We start from the raw sequence: 18,365 nt of genomic DNA on the forward strand, positions 1-18,365 counted from the left end.
GATGAATTCACTGCGCGCTGGAGCTAGCGTCATCGCACTGGCTCTTATCGCAGCCATCCTGGTGATCTGGCAGCCATGGAATTCCTGCGTCGCGCCCGATGAAGTTTGCGATTTCGTTGCAGCCGTCGAGGACCGGGACGGGGTCCTTGGCGTCCAGATGTCCTCCGAGGTCATGGATCACGATGTCTTGGCCGCACCGGATCTGTCAGTTGACCTGCAATTCGTGCAATCGGATCAGCTCGATCCTGCACAAGCGGAAGTAATCGTGCGGGAGATGGCACAACAGATCCAGGCTGGGGCCCATGCCCTGAGCTTGCGGAACATCGACCTGGCCTTTGTCGCCGGTGAACCCCAGAATATCCCAGGCTCAAAGACGAAAACCTACCCACTGGAAGTCTCCGACAATTTTTCGCACTTTGGAGGCGAAGAGCAAGCGAAGCCTGGTCTTCTCGGTGAGAGGGCTTCATTCGCATTCCGCCTACGCGGGCTCGGCGCGGCAAGTGCGGCTAACTACTCGGCCACGGCGTTTAATTTGGAGCAGCTGCTGGCGCTGGGAAAATTCGCTGCACAGGCCAAGCACCCCACCGATTTGGCACTAGCAGATCGATCCGTGCGCTATTCGCCCGCGAATCGCACTGATATTCCCGAGCTCCAGCTTCTTATCGAGGCGGCCAAGCGAGGTGTCTTCGAGAGCGCCAGCATTGACCATTCCGGATTGAACCTGGTCCTCGGCAACGAGGCGCCAGCAGAGGCGGAAAAGGAAACCCGCTTATGGCTGGAGCGGCATGGTCCCTTTGGCGAGCCCATGCCCTACAAGCTGGCATCGCCTCGATACGAGGTCCTTGCTGAAGGCTGGGTTGGAAACAAGAAACCACAATGGCTGATTCCCAAGCCTGTGGTTCTTCCCGACAAGGTCAAAAGCTGGCCAGCGAATCAGCCAGCTCCGTTGTGCGCAGAGGGGGACTTGGAAATAGCCCTCGGCGCACCCGATGCAGCTGCCGGTTCACGGTACATGGCGGTCTACGCCAAGAACATTTCTGCTCGCTCGTGCGCGTTGCAGTCCTACCCGCAGATCGATTTCCTCAACGAGGCCGGCGATGCCCAGCCGGATATCGAGCTGCAGCCCGAACCGGATATCCTCCTTGAACGCGTTGCCATCCCTTCCGGCGAAGCGGTGATTTCGACGCTGGATTGGAATGCCATGTCAACGTCCCAGGATCCGGATGAAACCGTTGCCCTGGTCATCGCCGCAGCCAAGGGGATGAAACCGGTCCAGCTCGCACCCCAATACGATGGCCAGCCGACGTCCCTTGACATCCTCGACGGGGCGCAGGTCGCCCAAAGCCCCTGGGTCCAGGCGCGCGACGGGTGGGCAATTCCTGGAGACGCCTTCAAACCGCAACCACCGGCCACTCCTAGGCCCTAGGCCTGGGCAATCCTACTGGGTGCGCGGCGGGAACGCCTTGAACTTGCGGTAGTGGTTGGCCGCATTCAACAGCAGATAGAGCTTGCGGCGAGGGTTCTTCTCGGCTGCGAACTTCAACGGGTTCGAGACCTTGCCTGCCTTGAGCAGTGCTTCTGCCTTGCGGCCGGTTCCGCTGTCCAGGAAGCGGCGCAGCAAGTGGTGCGGCAGCACGGTGAATAGCCGCTGGCGCGACAGCTGCAAGACACCTGTGCCGGTGTCCACCACCGCGTCGGTTTCCGGGTTCGACTGATCGAACTGCGCGCCGAGGAACTCGGTGACATAGAAACGGGCCGGGTTCACCCCGGCTGCGGTCAGGTAGAAGTGGTTGCGGCCCAGGCGCGGGTTGATCTCGAAGAATTTGATCTGGCCATCGCGGTGATCGTATTTGGCATCGATCATGGCAATTCCGCGCCAGCCCAGTTCTTCGAGCATGCGCGCGCCATCGGCGGCCATCGCATCGTTGCGACCGGTGATAATGGCGGCCGAATTGCCCAGCACCAGCGGGGCATGCTCCTCGATCACCACTTCGCCGTAGCCGGCGAAGATGACCTTTTCTTCCTGGGTGGCGAAGTAGGTGCACAGGCGCATCGCGTCATCTCCACCCGGAATGTACTCCTGGAAGATGTACCCCGAGTCGTAGCCGCTGCCATCGATTCTGGAAACCAGGGCTTCGAGGTCGGCGCGGCTGTCGATAGTGTGGATCTTCTGCTTGCCCTCGAACTTGGCGGCGATCCAATCCGCGGAGCTCGATGGCTTGCCGATGACCGGGTAGTCGAAGGAACCTACAAGCGAATCCAGCGGGGTTCCCGGGTAATACACGGCGGTGCGCGGATGGGCGATGCCCAATTTTTCGGCGAGCGCGTAGAAGTTCTCTTTCAGTGCCGCACCCTCGATGGTTTCCAGCTGGGGGTACGGGATGACGTACTGTTCCTCAAGCTGCTCACGGTTCTTGGCGATCAGCATGATGTGGAAGTCCAGGGAGCCGAAAAGCATCAGCGGCCGATCCGCCGCGGCCTTCAGCTCATCGGCCAGCTCGACCAGGGCCGCGACTACGCGTCCCTCGTCGGCCATGGAGCCGATGGGGCGCAGTTCGATGGCTACCGAGTGCTCGATGACGCCGTTGCCGGCAGCCGGCAGAACCACCGAGCGCACCCCGTAGGCCTCGTAGAATTCGCGCGCCAAGGTGTAGGTGCCGATGTCCCCGCCGAGGATGACCGGGACAAATGGCTGGGTTGGATCGATTGCCAAAGTGGTGTTTTCCCTACTTCTTGCGCCAGTTCATGTATTTTTCGAAGGCCCACGCCAGGGGCTTGTTCAGCGCCAGGTCCCACTCGCCGTTGGTCTGCACGATGTCGCAGCCGGTGTTGGTCTTGAACTTGGTCAGCCCCGAGAGGTGGTGCTCCTTGTCCAGGGTCGCGCTCACGCCGCCCTGGTCCAGATAGCGGCAACCTGCCTCGATGGAATCGATGACCATGTGCTGCATGATCGCCTTCGGCGCGAACAGCTTGCGCTGCTCCGAGGAGGAAGCGCCGTACAGGTACCAGGCCAGGTTCGAGGAACGGATGACAATGGATGCGGCCAGGTCCACGCCTTCATTGCTGGCGATGTACAGGGTGCAGGAGCCCGGCACCGCTTCGTTGAGCACGGTGTGCATCTTCTCGAAGTAGCCCAGCGGGCGGCCGGTGAAGTCCTGGCGATCCGCGGTGTGGTTGTACAGGGCATGGAAGCGGGCCATGTCCTTGGTCTGGCCAACTTCGATTTCCAGGGTGCTCTTCAGCGCCTTGCGGGTCTCGTTGCGGGTGGTCGCCGAGTAGCTGGCCATGACCTGGTCCACGTCCAGCTGGTTGCCGTCATCATCTTGCAACGCCACGCGGGCCACGAATTCCGGCTGGCCCGCAGCGAAGTCCAGTCCCACATCTTCTTTGGAGAAGCCCATTTCCAGCAAGGCGTCATTCAGCGCTAGCGCGGTGCCTGAGGTGCTCTGGGTTTCAAGGTCAGCGAGCTGGGTGAACCCTTCCTTGCCCAGGTTCTTGCGCACCGCGGCGGCACCCCAGGTGCGCACGGCCAGTCCCGGGCCCATCTTCAGCTGGAACGCGCCACGATTCTTCAGGTAGGCGGCCAGCGGCTGGATTACCTGTCCAGGAGCATAGGTGCCGAAGTCGATGACCGGGCCATCGGGGATGTAGGCGAGGGTCTTCTTGATGACCGGGGCTGCACGATGCAGCACCAGTGCCGCGCCTACCAGCTCGTCTTCCTCGAACCAGCCGAGGGATTCACCGCGCCAGCCGCCCTTGACCTGGGCCCATTCGGGACGCTGCAGGAAGCTGACGTCTTGGGCGGTCTCAAGGAATGATGAGTGCTCGGTGCCGGAAATCGGACGCACATGAAGTTCGTTGTGGCTCACGGGTGAAATCCTACCGTGCTTCCCTCTCCGGCTGGGGGATGCTGGATACCCCTAGGGGGTACTTGACTTAATACCCCTAGGGGGTATGATCGTTATATGGATACCAACCACACGCCACATGAACCAGCTGAGCACCACGGCTATCACGCGGATAAAAGCGCCTTGGAACGACGCCTGAAGCGCATTGAAGGCCAGGTGCGCGGAGTGGCCAAGATGGTAGATGAAGACAAGTACTGCATCGACATCCTGACCCAGATCTCCGCTATCAACGCGGCATTGCACAAGGTCAGCGTGCAGCTGATCGATGACCATATCGGCCATTGCGTGGTTGATGCGGCCAAGTCATCCATCGAGACGGGTGATCCATCCATCGTGCAAGACAAAATCGCCGAGGCCACGGCCGCCATCTCCCGTTTGGTGCGCTGAGCGCGCCCCAACGGACCCATTTCCAATTCACACAGAATTCATCGAAAGAGAGCAAGATCATGAGCCACAACTGCAATTGCGGATGCTCCTCGGAAAAGAACTCCAACCAGGGCCTGCAGATCATTCCCCGCGAGCAGAGCACCCCGCTGACTAGCCATGTGGAAATCAAGATCTCCGGCATGACCTGCGGCCACTGCGTATCCTCTGTCACGGAGGAGCTCAAGGAGCTTGATGGGGTGCAAGAGGTGGAAGTGTTCCTCGATGCGAAGGGCGTGTCCACCGCCAACGTCACCACCAGCGCAACCGTAAGCGAAGAGAGCATTCGCAATGCCATCGACGAGGCTGGTTACACCGTCGAAGCAATTAACGCCTAGCCGCAAAAAAGCCAGGCACCAAGCCACAACGGCAAGAAAGTGCAAGGTCGTAAATCATGACTTCCCATGCCCCGCATGAAACAATCCCCGAATTGCGCACCGTCGATCTGGACATCCAGGGAATGACCTGCGCCTCGTGCGTGAATCGGGTGGAACGCAAACTCGGCAAGCTGCCCGGTGTCAGCGCGACGGTGAACCTGCCCCTGGAAACCGCCAAGGTCCAGGTCCCAGCCGATGTCACCGATGAGGCACTGATCGATACGGTGCAAGCCGCCGGCTATACCGCTTCCCTCAAGCACCCGCCCAAACCCGCCGGTTCGGATCACCAGGGACACGGGGAGCATGATCACGGCGGGCACGAGCACATGGTGCCCAACCACCTGCTGCGCCGCCTGCTGGTCTCCGCGATCTTCACCATTCCGCTGTTCATCATTTCCATGATTCCCGCAGCGCAGTTCCCGCATTGGGGTTGGGTCGCCTTCGCGCTGGCCACTCCCGTGGTCTTTTACGGCGCCTGGCCTTTCCACAAGGCAGCGGCCGTCAACGCACGGCACCTGGCCTCGACCATGGACACTCTGGTTTCCCTCGGTGTGCTCGCGGCCTACTTCTTCTCTGCAGTGCAGCTGATCCTCGATCCGCAGCTGACCGCCCATATCGGCATGTCCATGTCCGAGCATGCGCTCTACTTTGAAACTGCCGGCGTCGTGGCCACCTTGCTGCTGCTGGGCCGTTTCCTGGAGCACCGCGCCAAGTCCTCGGCATCCGATGCGCTGAAGTCCTTGCTGAACCTGGGCGCCAAGGATGCAGTGGTGCTTCGCGACGGCGCGGAAGTGAAAATCCCGGCCGGGCAGGTGCAGGTCGGGGACCATTTCGTGGTGCGCCCCGGCGAGAAGATCGCTACTGACGGCGTGGTCATTGACGGCGCCAGCGCGGTAGACACCTCGCTGCTTACGGGCGAATCGGTCCCGCAGAAGGCCGGGCCCGGCGATGAAGTCACCGGCGCGACCTTGAATGCCTCAGGCCGGCTGGTGATCGAAGCTACCCGCGTTGGCGCGGACACCACCTTGGCCCAGATGGGCAAGCTGGTCTCCGAAGCCCAATCGGGCAAGGCTCCCATTGCCCGCCTGGCTGACCGGATATCCTCCGTCTTCGTGCCTATCGTACTGGCCATTGCGCTGCTCACGTTCGTGACCTGGTTCTTTGCCAGCGGCGATCCCTACCAGGCGTTCACCGCTGCGGTCGCCGTGCTGGTCATCGCCTGCCCCTGCGCATTGGGCCTGGCGACCCCGATCGGCTTGCTGGTCGGTACCGGCCGCGGCGCGCAGCTGGGCATCCTGATCCGCGGCCCGCAGGTCCTGGAAGATACCCGCAAACTGGACACCATCGTGCTGGACAAGACCGGCACCGTGACCACCGGGGTCATGGCCCATCAGGGCACCGAGGCCATCGACGGAGTCGATCCCGATGAGGTCCTGGCCTTGGCCGGTGCCGTGGAACACCATTCCGAGCATCCGATCGCCCAGGCCATCGCCAAGGCCGCAGCCGGCTTGGGCCCGCTGCCCGAAGCCAGCGACTTCGATTCCGATCCGGGCGGCGGCGTGGTCGGCACGGTCAACGGGCATCGCGTTGCCGTAGGCCGCTCCAGCTGGCTCGAAGCCCAGGGCGCGTCCTTGGATGACTCCGCCAAGGCCATGCTCGCGGAAGCCGAGCAGGCCGGCGCGACCGCCATCCTGGTCGCGGTGGACCAGCAGTTCCAGGCAGTGATCTCGGTGGCGGACAAGATCAAGGACAGCTCCGCAAAAGCTATTGCCGAACTCCAGGAGCGCGGCCTGCGCGTGGTGCTGCTGACCGGCGACAACCAGTCGGTGGCTACCGAGGTTGCCGCCCAGGTAGGCATCAAGGCCGAGGACGTATTCGCCGGGGTCTTCCCTGCCGGCAAGGCCCAGGCGATCACCTCATTGCAAGAGCAGGGCAAGGTCGTGGCCATGGTGGGCGATGGCGTGAATGACGCGCCAGCACTGGCGCAGGCCGACCTCGGCATCGCCATGGGCTCGGGCACCGATGTGGCCATCGAAGCCGCGGACATCACCCTGATGGGTAACGACCTGCATCAGGTCACGCAGGCCATCGACCTGTCGGCCCGAACCCTGTCCACCATCAAGATGAACCTGTTCTGGGCTTTCGCCTACAACACTGCCGGCATTCCGATTGCGGCCCTGGGCTTGCTGAACCCGATGATCGCCGGAGCGGCCATGGCAGCCAGCTCGGTGCTGGTGGTACTGAACTCGCTGCGGCTGCGACGGTTCGGGAAGTAGCCCTCCGTACCTCCCCACGCGGGGCATCGGTTGAACCGATGCCCCGCTTTGCCGCATCCATGCCCTTGCTTCCCGAATCATTACGAAGCGGAGAATCCCCCATTTCGCCAGCCACTTTCCACGATTGGCGTGGCCAAGCGGTTATCCGGGGCCCGAAGTGTGAAATTGCGACTTGCACCACGTTTTATTTTCTGGGCATACTGTGATGGCAATCACCACATATGCCGTTGATACGTGGCGGGAGAGATCCGCCCAAGCCAAGGGCGGGCGCCGTAGGAGCAATTTCCTCCCCGGGAAACTCTCAGGCACCCGTACCGCCACGAAGAGGCAAATCTGGAAAGCAGCGCGGCTCCACCGTGCTCACCGAAGGAGCAAGCTTCGCCCAGTAGTCGGGCCGAAGTGAAAACTCTCAGGTAGATATACAGATTGGGGAGGGACCAAGAACAGTGCCGCACCGAGCGCACCGGTTTCGAGGTACTCCCCGTGGCTTACCTGGCTCCTGCTCCTTGCGCAGCTTGCCGGGCACGCCAGCTGGAATCCTTTAGTACCGGATGTGTTCAACGAAGCCAGTTCCTGCGCTCCAAGCCATGATGGCTTGGAGGCAGAACAACTTCAGGGCGTCACGCCACACTCCTGGAAGGCAACCAGCATGAGTACCACCAGTTCTGATCCCACTCTCGAGCGCGGACTCTCCAATCGTCACATCCAGCTGATCGCCATCGGCGGCGCTATCGGCACCGGCCTGTTCATGGGCTCCGGCAAGACCATTTCGGTCGCCGGCCCGTCGGTCATCTTCGTTTACATGATCATCGGCTTCATGCTCTTCTTCGTCATGCGCGCCATGGGCGAGCTGCTGCTGAGCAACCTCGAATACAAGACCTTCGCCGACTTCGCCGGGGACCTGCTGGGCCCATGGGCGGCGTTCTTCACCGGCTGGACCTACTGGTTCTGCTGGGTTGTCACCGGCATTGCCGACGTGGTGGCCATCGCCCACTACGTCGCTTTCTGGTGGGGCGACCTTCCCCTGTGGATCCCGGCGCTGGGGTGCATCGCGCTGCTGCTGGTGCTGAACCTGGCCACCGTGAAGGCCTTCGGGGAAACCGAATTCTGGTTCGCTCTGATCAAGATCGTGGCTATCGGCGCGCTGATCGTGGTCGGCTTGGTCATGATCATCACCGGATTCGAGCACGACTCGGCCACCGCTTCCTTCTCCAACCTGTGGACCGAGGGCGGCATGTTCCCCACCGGCTTCATGGGCTTCGTCGCCGGCTTCCAGATTGCGGTGTTCGCGTTCGTGGGCATCGAGCTGGTCGGCACCACCGCAGCTGAAACCAAGGACCCGGAAAAGACGCTGCCCAAGGCGATCAATTCGATCCCGGTCCGCATCCTGTTCTTCTACGTGGGCGCATTGATCATCTTGATGACCGTCGAACCGTGGAACCTGTTCTCCGCCGAGCAGTCCCCGTTCGTGGGCATGTTCGCCCTGGCCGGCCTGGCCGGCGCCGCGGGCATCATCAACTTCGTGGTGCTCACCTCCGCGACCTCCAGCGCCAACTCGGGCATCTACTCGACCTCGCGCATGCTGCGCGGCCTGTCCATGGAGGGCGATGCGCCCAAGGGCTTCGCCAAGCTCTCCAGCCGCAAGGTCCCGAAGAACGCGCTGCTGTTCTCCTGCATGTTCCTGCTGGCCGGCGTCGCCCTGCTCTACAGCGGCGACTCGGTGATGGGCGCCTTCACCCTGGTCACCACCGTCTCGGCCCTGTGCTTCATGTTCGTGTGGACCATCATCCTGCTCAGCTACCTGGTCTTCCGCGCACGCCGCCCGCACCTGCACGATGCCTCGAAGTTCAAGGTGCCCGGCGGGGTCATCATGCCCTACGTGGTACTCGGCTTCTTCGGCTTCATCCTGTGGGCCTTGACCACCCAGGCCGATACCTTCAGCGCCCTGCTGATCACCCCGGCATGGTTCCTGATCCTGGGCGCCGGCTACCTGTACATCCGCCGCAACCCGCAGCACCAGGCACTGCGCGCCGCGCACCTGGCCAAGGTGGCGCATGAACGCTACGAGGCCGCGGCCTACCGTGATGCGAAATCCTTCGCCATGCACGAGGAGGAAACCGCCGCGCAGGTCTCCGCGGACATCCGCCAGTAGCCCCGCGCGCACCAGCCCTATCTGTTAGGCTCCGGCATCACCAGATGCCGGAGCCTAACTGCATAGACGCTGGGATCGCTACCGCAAAGGCCGGGGTCGATGCGATCATGGCTGCAGGCAGCAACCACTTGCACAGTCCGACCCGCTGCCGCTTGGAGGAGAGAACCATGGCATCAACCGGTCCGTTACCGCGCTTCGAATTCGACCAAAGGCTGGGGGCCTTGCCCGATTGGAAGCGTGATGACCTGGGTTTGCGGGCCGCTTACCGTTTCGATTCCGCGAGCACCGCCTTGCAGTTCATTGTCCAGGTAGGCCTGCGCGCCGAGCAGGACAACCGGCATCCGCACCTGGATTGGCGGGTCGCCATCGTCGAGCTGCGCCTAACGCACAACCAGCCCGAGCACCTGGGAGCGCTGGACCTGGAATTAGCCCGCCATATCTCCATCGAGGCCGGCAAGCTCGAAGCGCAGGTGATCACCGAGCACTGGTAGCTCCCAGCGTTCAGCCTTGGCGCCGGCGAGCCACGAGCAGCGAGATGATGACGCTCTGCACCGCGCCCACCAAAGCACCGAGCGCCGTCATGGAAATGCGGTCGATGAGCAGGGACGCGGCCGGTTCAGGGCTGACCAGATGGACCATGAGCAGCGCGGTAACGGTCATGAAGACCATGCCCACCGCATAGTTGCGCAGGATCACCAGCTCGATGATGAATTGGGAAGCCAGCGCGGCGGCCAGGATCACCCAGATGGGGGAATCGAAGGCGAAAACTATGGCGGTCAGCGCTACGCCAATGCAGGTGCCTGCGCAGCGCTGCAGCCCGCGGGTTACCCGCGCATAGGCATCGGCCCCGGTGACCGCAGCGATCGCGCCGAGGCTGGCCCAGTACCAGTGGCCGCCTCCGAGCAGGTATGCAACGATGCCCGCGAGCAGCACGCCCGAGCCCATTTGCGCGGATTGGGCCATGGCCCGGCCCGAGGGCAACCAGGCGTATCCCGAGCCCAGGGTATGGAGCAGGTTGGCTTTCCGCATCGACAGGCCGAGCATCAGCAGCACGCTGAAAGCCATCGTTCCACCGCCGGCCAGCAGCACCCCGGTGAAGCTTTGCGCACTGGCCGGTATGCTCAGGCAGGCGCCACCGGCGAAGACCGCGAAGACCGGTCCTGGCGGCATCCAGCGCGCGGCATGCGAGACGTAGTTGGCGCCAAAACCGATGAACGCCAGCACCAGTGCGCGCACCAGGAACGGTGCGTCGATAAGCGAGAAACAGGTGCCCAGCAGCATCGCGGCCAGCTGCACGATGCCTGCCGAGAGCTGCTGCCAGAAACGCGGTGCGTACGCATCGAAGCGGCCGAAGACCGCGCAGAAGGCGCCGAACGCTGCATACATTGCCCAGTCCAGGCGGCCGAGGCTTGCCAGCAGGATCAGCGGCACGGCCAGGCTGATCGTCGCCTTGGTTGCCGGGATGAGCGACGGGCGGTGCGGGGCCACGACGACGCTGCGCTGCACCACTTCTTTCAGATGGCGTTTCACTGGCGTGCCTCGCCGTCCTGCGCGGCGACCAGTTGCAGCAGGGCGCGCAGCTGCTCCTGCTGCCGCTCATCCAAAGCGCCAAAGGCCTTGGCTTCGTTATGCGAGGCAGCCTTTATCGCCCGGGCAGCGAACTTCTTGCCCTCGGAAGTCAGCGTGATGAGGTTGCGGCGGCGATCTTGCGGATCAACGTTGCGTTCCAGGATTCCACGGTTCGCCAGCTGATCGAGGTAGGCCACCAGGTGGCCGCGATTCACATTCGAACGTGCTGCTAGGTCATTCTGCGAGATGCCGCCGAACTCCTCCAAGGCGCAGATGATGGTGAAATGGTGCCGGGCCAGGGACTCGGATTCCATCAGCTCGGTGAGCTCCTGGGTGCCGATGCGTCCGGCGCGGGCGGTGAGGTAGCTCAGCGAGTTCCATTGGAACTGCGGAATCCGGGGTTTATTCATTCCTTCAAAATATCATTTCACGCGGAAACGATTTCAATTTGAAGCGGTTAATTCGATGAATCTCACACGCAGCCGGCGGCCCCCGCCATTGAGCAATCATGGCGGGGGCCGTCGGTTTGGAGCTAGCCGCCGTTGCTCTGGCTGATTCCTTCATCCAGGGCCTCGAAGGTGTACACGTAGCCACCGGACTTGCCGCTGACCGTCGCGTAGCCTCGCGTGGTGCCCGGCTCGATCGCGATGTTGGTCGCGGATTCCAGTCCCTGCGCATCGTCCGGAATCCGGATCTGCGCCTTGAGCTGGCCGGTCTTGGAATAGACATCGATCCGCGGATCATGCTCGAACATCTGGTAGATATTCCCTGCTGAATCCACTGCATTCGAATCGACCTTGGCCACCCCGGCATCCACATAGATTGCCGGTTGCACGGCGGCAGCCTTCATCCCCGCTTGGTCCAGGGTTAGCAGATCTATGCGGTTGGCCGCATATTGGCTGAGCCACAGCCCCGAGTAGTCCTCGTTGAAGGAGATGCCATTGGTCGAGGGCAGGTTTTGGGCAACGACGCTGCCCGCGGCAGTTTCCCCATCGATGCGGATGATCCGGCCCGCCTGGGCCGCCTCCAGCCCGGCACCCGGGAAGGCCGTGAAGTCGCTGACGAACAGGTTCCCTTCCTTGTCGAAAGCGATGTCGTCCGGGCTGACCCTGCGCCCGTCCACTTCGCCTTCGAAGAACACCTGCACGTCGCTGCCGTCGGAATTCATGCTGATAATCCGGCCGCCGGCAATGTCACTGAGGTACATCCGATGGTCTTTCGGGGAGAACTGGGCCGAGGAATAGGCGCCAGTGCCATCGGTGTGCACCTGGGAAACATCTTTTGTGTCGAGATCGATTTTCAGCAGCTTCGCTTCGCCAGCGGGCGCCGGCACATCCACCACGAACAAGTTGCCCTGCCCATCCAGGACCGGGCCTTCCAACAGGGTCATCCCGGTTTCGGCATGCACCTGCGAGACCTGGAGCAGTTCAGTGGCAACTCGTTGCCCAACGCCCTCGGAGGCCGGCGGGCTCTGGCCGCAGCCGGCCAGCGCCAGCAACAGGCCCGCCGCGGCCAGGCCCAGGGCCGGGCTACGGCGGCTCATGCACTCACCTGGGCATAGCGCGCGGCGAAGTCAGCCAGCTCGGTCTCGCGCCAGTTGGCGAGCAACTGGTGGAAGGCGACCGGTCCGGGGCCGAAGGCATTGGACTTGCCCCTCGGCTTGCCCTCCTGGTTGTAGTATCCCGGGGTGCAGGCCTGCAGATACGCGGTGTTGTCCACGGCCCGCTCGCCGATGGCGGCGGTCCAGGCTTGCTGCTCTTCGAGCGTCGGCTCGATGACCTCGGCGCCAGCCTGTCGCGCCGCGGCAATGACGGCAGCCACATGTTCGGCCTGCTCCTGCAGGATGTGCACGAAGTTCACCGAGTTCGCCGTCTGCAGCGAAGAGAGGTGGAAAAGGTTCGGGTAGCCGTGGGAGTAGAAGCCGTGCAGGGTCTGCGGGCCTGCCTGTCCCCAGGCGTGCAGCAGCTGGACTCCGCCGCGCCCGTAGACCGGCATGGTTCCGGAGATGACCCCGGAGACTCCGACCTCGAAGCCGGTGGCGAAAATGATGCAGTCCACTTCGTATTCCGTCTCGCCGACGAAGACCGAGGTCTCGCTGACCTTGCTCACTCCCCCGAAGTCCGCGGTATCCACCAGCGTGGTGTTCGGGCGGTTGAAGGACTGCAGGTAGGTGTCCGAGAAGCCCGGGCGCTTGCACATGTAGCGGTACCACGGCTTGAGCAGCTCGGCCGTGGCCGGGTCCTGAACGATGCTATCCACGCGGTCGCGGATCTGGTTCATCTTGGCGAAGTCCAGCAGCTCCTCGGTGCGTTCGCGTTCCTCGGCGCTGATTGAATCATCGATCTTCCCGGTGATCATGGCACGCTGCAGCTGCGGCACGGTGGTCCAGCCATCCTGGATCAGGTCTTCGCCGTATTCCTCGCCGGAGACGATGCGCAGGAAGTTGTCCTGGCGCTCCTTCTGCCAGCCCGGCTGGAGGCTGGCGGCCCACTGCGGGTCGGTATCGCGGTTGGCGCGCACGTCCACGCTGGATGGGGTGCGCTGGAAGACGAAGGTCTGCTTGGCGCTGGCTGCCACATGGGGAATGGCCTGCAGCCCGGTAGCACCGGTGCCGATCACGGCCACGCGCTTGTCGGCCAGCTTCTCCAGTGCGCCATCGGCGGATCCGCCGGTATAGGCATAGTCCCAGCGGCTGGTGTGGAAGGTGTGCCCCTTGAATGTATCCAGACCCTCGATGCCCGGCAGCTTCGGCTGGGTCAGGGTGCCCGAGGAGGTGATCACATGGCGGGCATGCATGGCATCGCCGCGGTCGGTTTCCACCAGCCATTGGCTGTTTTCCTCCTCCCAGGCCAGGGAAGTGACCCGGGTCTGGAAGGCGGTGTCGCGGTAGAGGTCGAATTTCCTGGCGATGGCCATGGCGTGCTGGCGAATCTCCTCGCCCGGCGCGTAGCGGCGCTTCGGGATGTAGCCGACTTCTTCAAGCAGCGGCATGTACACGTAGGATTCGATGTCGCAGTGGATCCCCGGGTAGCGGTTCCAGTACCAGGTGCCGCCGAAGTCGCCCGCCTCATCGAGCATGCGGATGGACTCGATGCCGGATTGGCGCAGCTTCGCCGCGCTGACCAGCCCGCCGAACCCGCCCCCGATCACCAGCACCTCGACGAAGTCCGTCAGCGCTTCGCGTTCTTTCCATGGTGTGTAGGGGTCTTTGGCGTAGTAGCCGAATTCTCCGGCGGCTCGGCGGTACTGTGAGTTGCCGTCTTCCCGGATCCGCCGATCGCGCTCTGCCGCGTATTTCGCGCGCAGCCCGGGGACATCGATTTCAGTTTCGTTAACAATGGGGGTCGCTGGGTTCTCGCCCACAAATTCCTCGTCTTTCGTCGCGCACTGGTGCTTCTTGCTGTCCCGGAACTTGCGAGCAGCGAGTGCGAGGAATGACGTTGGCGGGAAGGCCCCATGGACTTGCCGCGTGGATTGCCCGCAGGTTCGGAACTCCCAAAAGCTTAGCCTCATCCTAAGTAATTAGACAAATGGGGCCGTCGGGCCAACAGCCGCGCGGTCACTATGATGGGAACATGTCCAGCATTCCCCACAGTTCCGCCTCCCGGGACGAGTTACTGCGCCAGCTGCACCAGTCCACGGATGCCATTGCCACCGCTGCCCTGCCCTCCTCCATCCTGCCGCTGTTGAATCTGGACCTGACGGCACAGCAGGTCAAGGTGCTGACCATCCTTGTCACCGCCGAGAACGGGTCCACCGGGCAGTTGCTGGCCAAGGGATTCGGTGTCTCCATGGCGTCGATGTCCGGGATGCTCGACCGGCTGGTCACCCGCGGTGCCGCGGAACGCTACCCCGACCCGCATGACCAGCGGGTCCGGCGCATCAAGGCCACACCGCTGGGCCGCGAGGTAGTGCGCCAGCTGGTCGCCGACCGGCCGGAGCTGGCCGACGAGATTACCGCACTGTTGAGCACCGGCGATCTGGCCGCCTTGGCGCAGGGGATGGCCGCGGTGGCTCGGGCCATGGAAACCCTGGCTGGCTCCCGCCGGGACTCGTGAACCGGTCCGGGCTGCACGGCCGCGGGGAAAATGCGCCGCCTTTCAGAGCCCCAGATCCGATACCAGGAACTTGGCGCCCAGCTCGCCGATGAGGATGGCCGGGGCATTGGTGTTGCCGGTGGTGATCTTGGGCATGATCGAGGCATCGATGACGCGCAGCCCTTCCAGGCCGCGTACCCGCAGCTGCGGATCCACCACGGCCTGCGCATCCGTTCCCATGCGGCAGGTACCCACTTGGTGGTGGTAGGTCACCACGTTGTTGCGGATGTAATCTTCTAGCTGCTCATCGCCGCGTATTTCTTCGCCCGGGTAGATTTCCCTGGCTCCCCAGTTCTGCGCCAAGGCATCTTGCTCCACCATCGCGCGGCATTGCTTCATCGATACCAGGAATGCCTGCATATCCCGCGGATCATCCAGCGCATTCAAATCGATGTTCACCGGATCAGCCAATCCAGGACCGCTCAAGGTGATTTCGCCGCGGCTGTACGGCGTGACGATCCCGGAATGCAAGGTGAACGCGGTGCCGTCGATCGGCTCCATGCCCGGGGAGTACATGGGCACGGCGAAGAAGATCGGCTGGGTATCGGGGCGGTCCAGGTCCTCGCGGGACTTGGCGAACATATGCGATTGCGAGACCGAAACCCCGGCACGCGGGGCGCGAATCGCCCGGGTGGTGGTTTCGGCGATCACCGGGGCCAGCAGGTGGTCATGCAGGTTCTTGCCAACCTGGTCCAGCTCATGCAACGGGATGACGCCCGCGGCCTCGAGCTCGGCAGCCGGGCCGATGCCGGAGCGCAACAGGATTTGCGGGGATCCCAGGGCGCCGGCGCTGAGCACCACCTCATCCGCGCGCAGTTCCCGCAGCTGCCCGTCGATCTGATAGCGCACGCCAACCGCGGTTCCGGACTCCAGGATCACCGAATGCACTTCGGCGTCCGTGATGATTTCCATGCGCTCGCGCACCGGCTTCAGATAAGCCTTCCAGGTGTTGATGCGTTCACCGCCAGCAACGTTGATCTGCTCCTTGGAAACGCCTTCCAGCTGCTCGCCGTTGTAGTCGGGATTGAACCGGATTCCGGACTGCACCGCGGCGTCGATAATCGACTGGTGGATCTCATCCAGCTCGTAGTCGTTGTCCACCGGCACCAGCCCATCGCTGCCGTGGAATTCGCTGGCGCCGCCAGAGAAGTTCTCGATTTCCTTGTAGATCGGCAGGACATTCTTCCAGGCCCACTGCTCGCCGCAGTCCTTGGCCCAGTCATCGAAATCCTGCGGGGCGCAGCGCACCCAGATGGTCGCATTCAGCGCGTGGGAACCGCCGAGCACCTTGCCCCGTGGCAGGTGCATCGGCTTGTTCGCTGCCCCGGCCATCGGGACGGTGTGGTAATCCCAGTCGTCCTTGCTATGCCACAGCTCGCCCATGCGCGAGAGGTCGTGGATGGCAGGGTTGGTGTCCTCGGAGCCAGCTTCGAACAAGGTCACCCGCGCCCCGGCATCCACGAGCCGGCGCGCGACCACCGAGCCAGCCGAACCTGCGCCTACGACTATGACCGACTTGCTGCCCATGGGTATTCCTCCAGCTAGGATGCCTGCGAAACTTGTTTCTCCCAGCCTGTACAGGCCAGCGGGTTTTCCCTTGGCATCCGGCGCACAACAATTGGCATCGCGTGCGCGTTTTTACCCTACGGGCCGCTTAGATCCCCTTGCGTGCCGCACGCAGTTCATCGACACGCACCAGCACCACGCCGCACACAATCAGCAGGCCGCCGAACAGCTGCACCGCACCCGGCAGCTCGGAGAGCAGCAGCCAAGCCCACAGCACCGCGAAAAGCACCTCGGTCAAGGAGATGAAGCTGGCCACCTTGGACCCCAGTTCCCGGGCGGCCATCACACCGGTGGTGTAGGAGAACACGGTAGCGATCAGGATCAGCCCGGTCAAGGCCAACCACCACGGGGTTTCATATCCAGCAAATGATCCGCTGCCGGCGGCCCACTGCATTGGAAGGATTCCCAAGCCGCCAACCAGCAGCATGGTTAGCGCGCCAACGGCCATGCCACCGGCCGACAGCATGATGGGTGGCAGCGCGCCATCGACCTTGGCGCTAATGAAGAAGTAGACCGTCAGGCCCACCGCTGCCCCCAAGCCCCAGAGCACGCCGATCGGATCAATCCGCGTGGTGCCGGTCAGATCCAGCACCGCCACCAGGCCCGCCAATGACAATAGTGTGCCAGCGATCGTTGCCGCCGACGGGCGCTTCTGGTGCTTGGCCCAGAGCACCAGCACGATGAGCACCGGAGCCAGATACTCCAGCAGCAAAGCCACCCCGACATCCAAGCGCTGCACCGCCAAGAAATAGCACAGCTGGCAGGCTCCCACTCCAAACAATCCGAAGAGCACAATCGACACCCAGTTGGTGCGCAGCAACGTCCAGCGGCCGCGCATCGCCAGGACCGCAGGGATCGCCAGGACCAGCGCGGCGCCGGCCATGCGTGCGGCCACGGCCGCAGTGGGACTCCACCCTGCTTCGAAAAGCCCCTTGGCGAAGGAGCCGGAAATCCCGAAGGCCGCGGAGGATGCCAGCGCAATCCAGATCCCCCGGGACTGGCTTTGACGCAGTACTGGACTGCCGGCAGTGGCGGCCGGAAGGCCGGAATCAGACAGGTCGCTCATGAGGGTCTTTGAAGTCTTTCGCGAAGAATTTCATGCCGCCGTTCAGGGGCAAATGGGGGTATGAGCATGACGATACGGTTAGGCTTGAGTGGCAGTCAATCTACCCAGCTTCCAGGAACGAATTATGACCTTTGCACCAGATATCGAAGCTTCATTGAAGTCCGTGGTGAACCTTCTGAATACCGAGGTGCAAATCGTGGATATGCTCTCCACCGTCGCTGATCTCGATGAGTTCCTTGATGCCGAGAATTTCGAAGGCTCCCGCGCGCACAACCAGGCAGAGCTTCGCTCCATTCGCCAGTTGCGTTCCCAGCTGAAGAACATCTGGATAGGTACCGAAGAAGAATCCGTCTTCCGGGTCAATGCGATCCTGCGCAACGCCAACGCCCAGCCTCAATTGATCAAGAGCGAATCGCTGGGTTACCACCTGCACGCCACCACCAACAGCACCCCGCTCTACGACCGCATGGCCGTGGACGCCGCGATGGCACTGGCGGAAGTGATCCGCTCCGGCGGATTGCAGCGGCTGCGGATCTGCGCCTCGGAGGACTGCGAGGCGGCCCTGCTGGATCTGTCGCGCAACCGCTCCAAGCTGTACTGCGATACCGGCAACTGCGCCAACCGCGAGCACGTGCGCGCCTACCGTGCGCGCAAAGCCGGAAAACGTATCGACTAGCCAGAAGCCCGACACTGAGCACACCAAGTCTAGTTTCGTCCGTGATCGGCCAGCGCCCCTGCGCACTTCATCGCCGCAGCGTGGCCGAGTAGCTCGCTGTGGCCTCGGGCCCACCGCCCATGCCCGTGACCAGCGCGGAGCGCCTGTCATGGCCATCAGGTTTCCTGCATGGGGGGCCAGCACGTGGCCAAAATGGCGTTGGGCGATGCCCCTCGCCTTTTACCTTGCCCGGGCCATATGATGAACACACAACCG

Annotated in this window: 16 protein-coding genes and 1 riboswitch; of the genes, 8 read left to right on the top strand and 8 right to left on the bottom strand. The window is 63.0% G+C overall.

Features of this window, described 5'->3' with window-relative positions:
- Position 1: 1 nt before the first annotated feature.
- Positions 2-1,426, top strand: a complete 1,425-nt coding sequence (locus tag ACFVHU_RS07275; RefSeq protein WP_388023518.1) for a DUF4232 domain-containing protein — start codon at positions 2-4, stop codon at positions 1,424-1,426.
- Between the two features lie 12 nt (positions 1,427-1,438).
- Here the strand turns inward: ACFVHU_RS07275 and ACFVHU_RS07280 are convergent, their stop codons facing one another.
- The gene (locus tag ACFVHU_RS07280) at positions 1,439-2,713 is read right to left on the bottom strand and encodes a carbamoyl-phosphate synthase (RefSeq protein ID WP_388023521.1); all 1,275 of its coding nucleotides are present in this window, start codon (positions 2,711-2,713) and stop codon (positions 1,439-1,441) included.
- Positions 2,714-2,726: 13 nt separating this feature from the next.
- On the bottom strand, positions 2,727-3,869 hold the full coding sequence (locus ACFVHU_RS07285) for a peptidoglycan bridge formation glycyltransferase FemA/FemB family protein (protein ID WP_105656114.1): 1,143 nt from the start codon (positions 3,867-3,869) through the stop codon (positions 2,727-2,729).
- A 96-nt stretch (positions 3,870-3,965) separates the two neighbouring features.
- Here ACFVHU_RS07285 and ACFVHU_RS07290 point away from each other — a divergent pair, with 96 nt between their 5' ends.
- From ACFVHU_RS07290 to ACFVHU_RS07310, 5 genes are all read left to right on the top strand, one after another.
- A complete protein-coding gene (locus ACFVHU_RS07290; protein ID WP_388023524.1) occupies positions 3,966-4,295 on the top strand; it encodes a metal-sensitive transcriptional regulator in 330 nt (109 codons plus the stop codon).
- A gap of 59 nt (positions 4,296-4,354) precedes the next feature.
- The gene (locus ACFVHU_RS07295; protein ID WP_105656112.1) at positions 4,355-4,669 is read left to right on the top strand and encodes a heavy-metal-associated domain-containing protein; all 315 of its coding nucleotides are present in this window, start codon (positions 4,355-4,357) and stop codon (positions 4,667-4,669) included.
- Between the two features lie 56 nt (positions 4,670-4,725).
- A complete protein-coding gene (locus ACFVHU_RS07300) occupies positions 4,726-6,984 on the top strand; it encodes a heavy metal translocating P-type ATPase (protein ID WP_388023527.1) in 2,259 nt (752 codons plus the stop codon).
- Between the two features lie 228 nt (positions 6,985-7,212).
- A riboswitch (glycine riboswitch) is annotated at positions 7,213-7,311 on the top strand.
- Positions 7,312-7,633: 322 nt separating this feature from the next.
- Positions 7,634-9,136: a D-serine/D-alanine/glycine transporter gene (cycA, locus tag ACFVHU_RS07305; RefSeq protein WP_388023530.1), complete on the top strand. Its 1,503-nt coding sequence runs from the start codon at positions 7,634-7,636 to the stop codon at positions 9,134-9,136.
- A gap of 167 nt (positions 9,137-9,303) precedes the next feature.
- A complete protein-coding gene (locus ACFVHU_RS07310; RefSeq protein WP_388023532.1) occupies positions 9,304-9,627 on the top strand; it encodes a 4a-hydroxytetrahydrobiopterin dehydratase in 324 nt (107 codons plus the stop codon).
- Positions 9,628-9,637: 10 nt separating this feature from the next.
- On the opposite strand, the gene ACFVHU_RS07315 is transcribed toward ACFVHU_RS07310, so the two are convergent.
- The 4 genes from ACFVHU_RS07315 to ACFVHU_RS07330 all read right to left on the bottom strand — a co-directional run bounded on the left by ACFVHU_RS07315 (position 9,638) and on the right by ACFVHU_RS07330 (position 14,068).
- The gene (locus ACFVHU_RS07315) at positions 9,638-10,666 is read right to left on the bottom strand and encodes an FUSC family protein (protein WP_388023534.1); all 1,029 of its coding nucleotides are present in this window, start codon (positions 10,664-10,666) and stop codon (positions 9,638-9,640) included.
- Positions 10,663-11,115 (bottom strand): MarR family winged helix-turn-helix transcriptional regulator, encoded by a 453-nt coding sequence (locus ACFVHU_RS07320; RefSeq protein WP_388023536.1) that lies wholly within the window; start codon positions 11,113-11,115, stop codon positions 10,663-10,665. The genes ACFVHU_RS07315 and ACFVHU_RS07320 overlap by 4 nt, the downstream gene beginning before the upstream one ends.
- 122 nt (positions 11,116-11,237) lie before the next feature.
- Positions 11,238-12,248 carry an SMP-30/gluconolactonase/LRE family protein gene (locus ACFVHU_RS07325; RefSeq protein ID WP_388023539.1) on the bottom strand — a complete coding sequence of 337 codons (1,011 nt, stop codon included), beginning with the start codon at positions 12,246-12,248 and terminating at the stop codon, positions 11,238-11,240.
- Positions 12,245-14,068 carry a flavin-containing monooxygenase gene (locus tag ACFVHU_RS07330; RefSeq protein WP_388023541.1) on the bottom strand — a complete coding sequence of 608 codons (1,824 nt, stop codon included), beginning with the start codon at positions 14,066-14,068 and terminating at the stop codon, positions 12,245-12,247. Before ACFVHU_RS07330 ends, ACFVHU_RS07325 begins: the two co-directional genes overlap by 4 nt.
- 212 nt (positions 14,069-14,280) lie before the next feature.
- Between ACFVHU_RS07330 and ACFVHU_RS07335 the strand changes: the two genes are divergently transcribed.
- Positions 14,281-14,763 carry a MarR family winged helix-turn-helix transcriptional regulator gene (locus ACFVHU_RS07335; protein ID WP_388023544.1) on the top strand — a complete coding sequence of 161 codons (483 nt, stop codon included), beginning with the start codon at positions 14,281-14,283 and terminating at the stop codon, positions 14,761-14,763.
- Positions 14,764-14,805: 42 nt separating this feature from the next.
- Here the strand turns inward: ACFVHU_RS07335 and ACFVHU_RS07340 are convergent, their stop codons facing one another.
- Both ACFVHU_RS07340 and ACFVHU_RS07345 read right to left on the bottom strand, forming a co-directional pair.
- Positions 14,806-16,329 carry a GMC family oxidoreductase gene (locus ACFVHU_RS07340; RefSeq protein ID WP_388023547.1) on the bottom strand — a complete coding sequence of 508 codons (1,524 nt, stop codon included), beginning with the start codon at positions 16,327-16,329 and terminating at the stop codon, positions 14,806-14,808.
- Between the two features lie 127 nt (positions 16,330-16,456).
- Positions 16,457-17,434, bottom strand: coding sequence for a DMT family transporter (locus ACFVHU_RS07345; RefSeq protein WP_105656105.1), 978 nt, complete (start codon positions 17,432-17,434; stop codon positions 16,457-16,459).
- 124 nt (positions 17,435-17,558) lie between these two features.
- Between ACFVHU_RS07345 and ACFVHU_RS07350 the strand changes: the two genes are divergently transcribed.
- Positions 17,559-18,110: a CGNR zinc finger domain-containing protein gene (locus ACFVHU_RS07350; RefSeq protein WP_105656104.1), complete on the top strand. Its 552-nt coding sequence runs from the start codon at positions 17,559-17,561 to the stop codon at positions 18,108-18,110.
- Positions 18,111-18,365: the final 255 nt, after the last annotated feature.

This window comes from Glutamicibacter sp. NPDC127525 (assembly GCF_042672105.1).
Lineage (GTDB): Bacteria > Actinomycetota > Actinomycetes > Actinomycetales > Micrococcaceae > Glutamicibacter.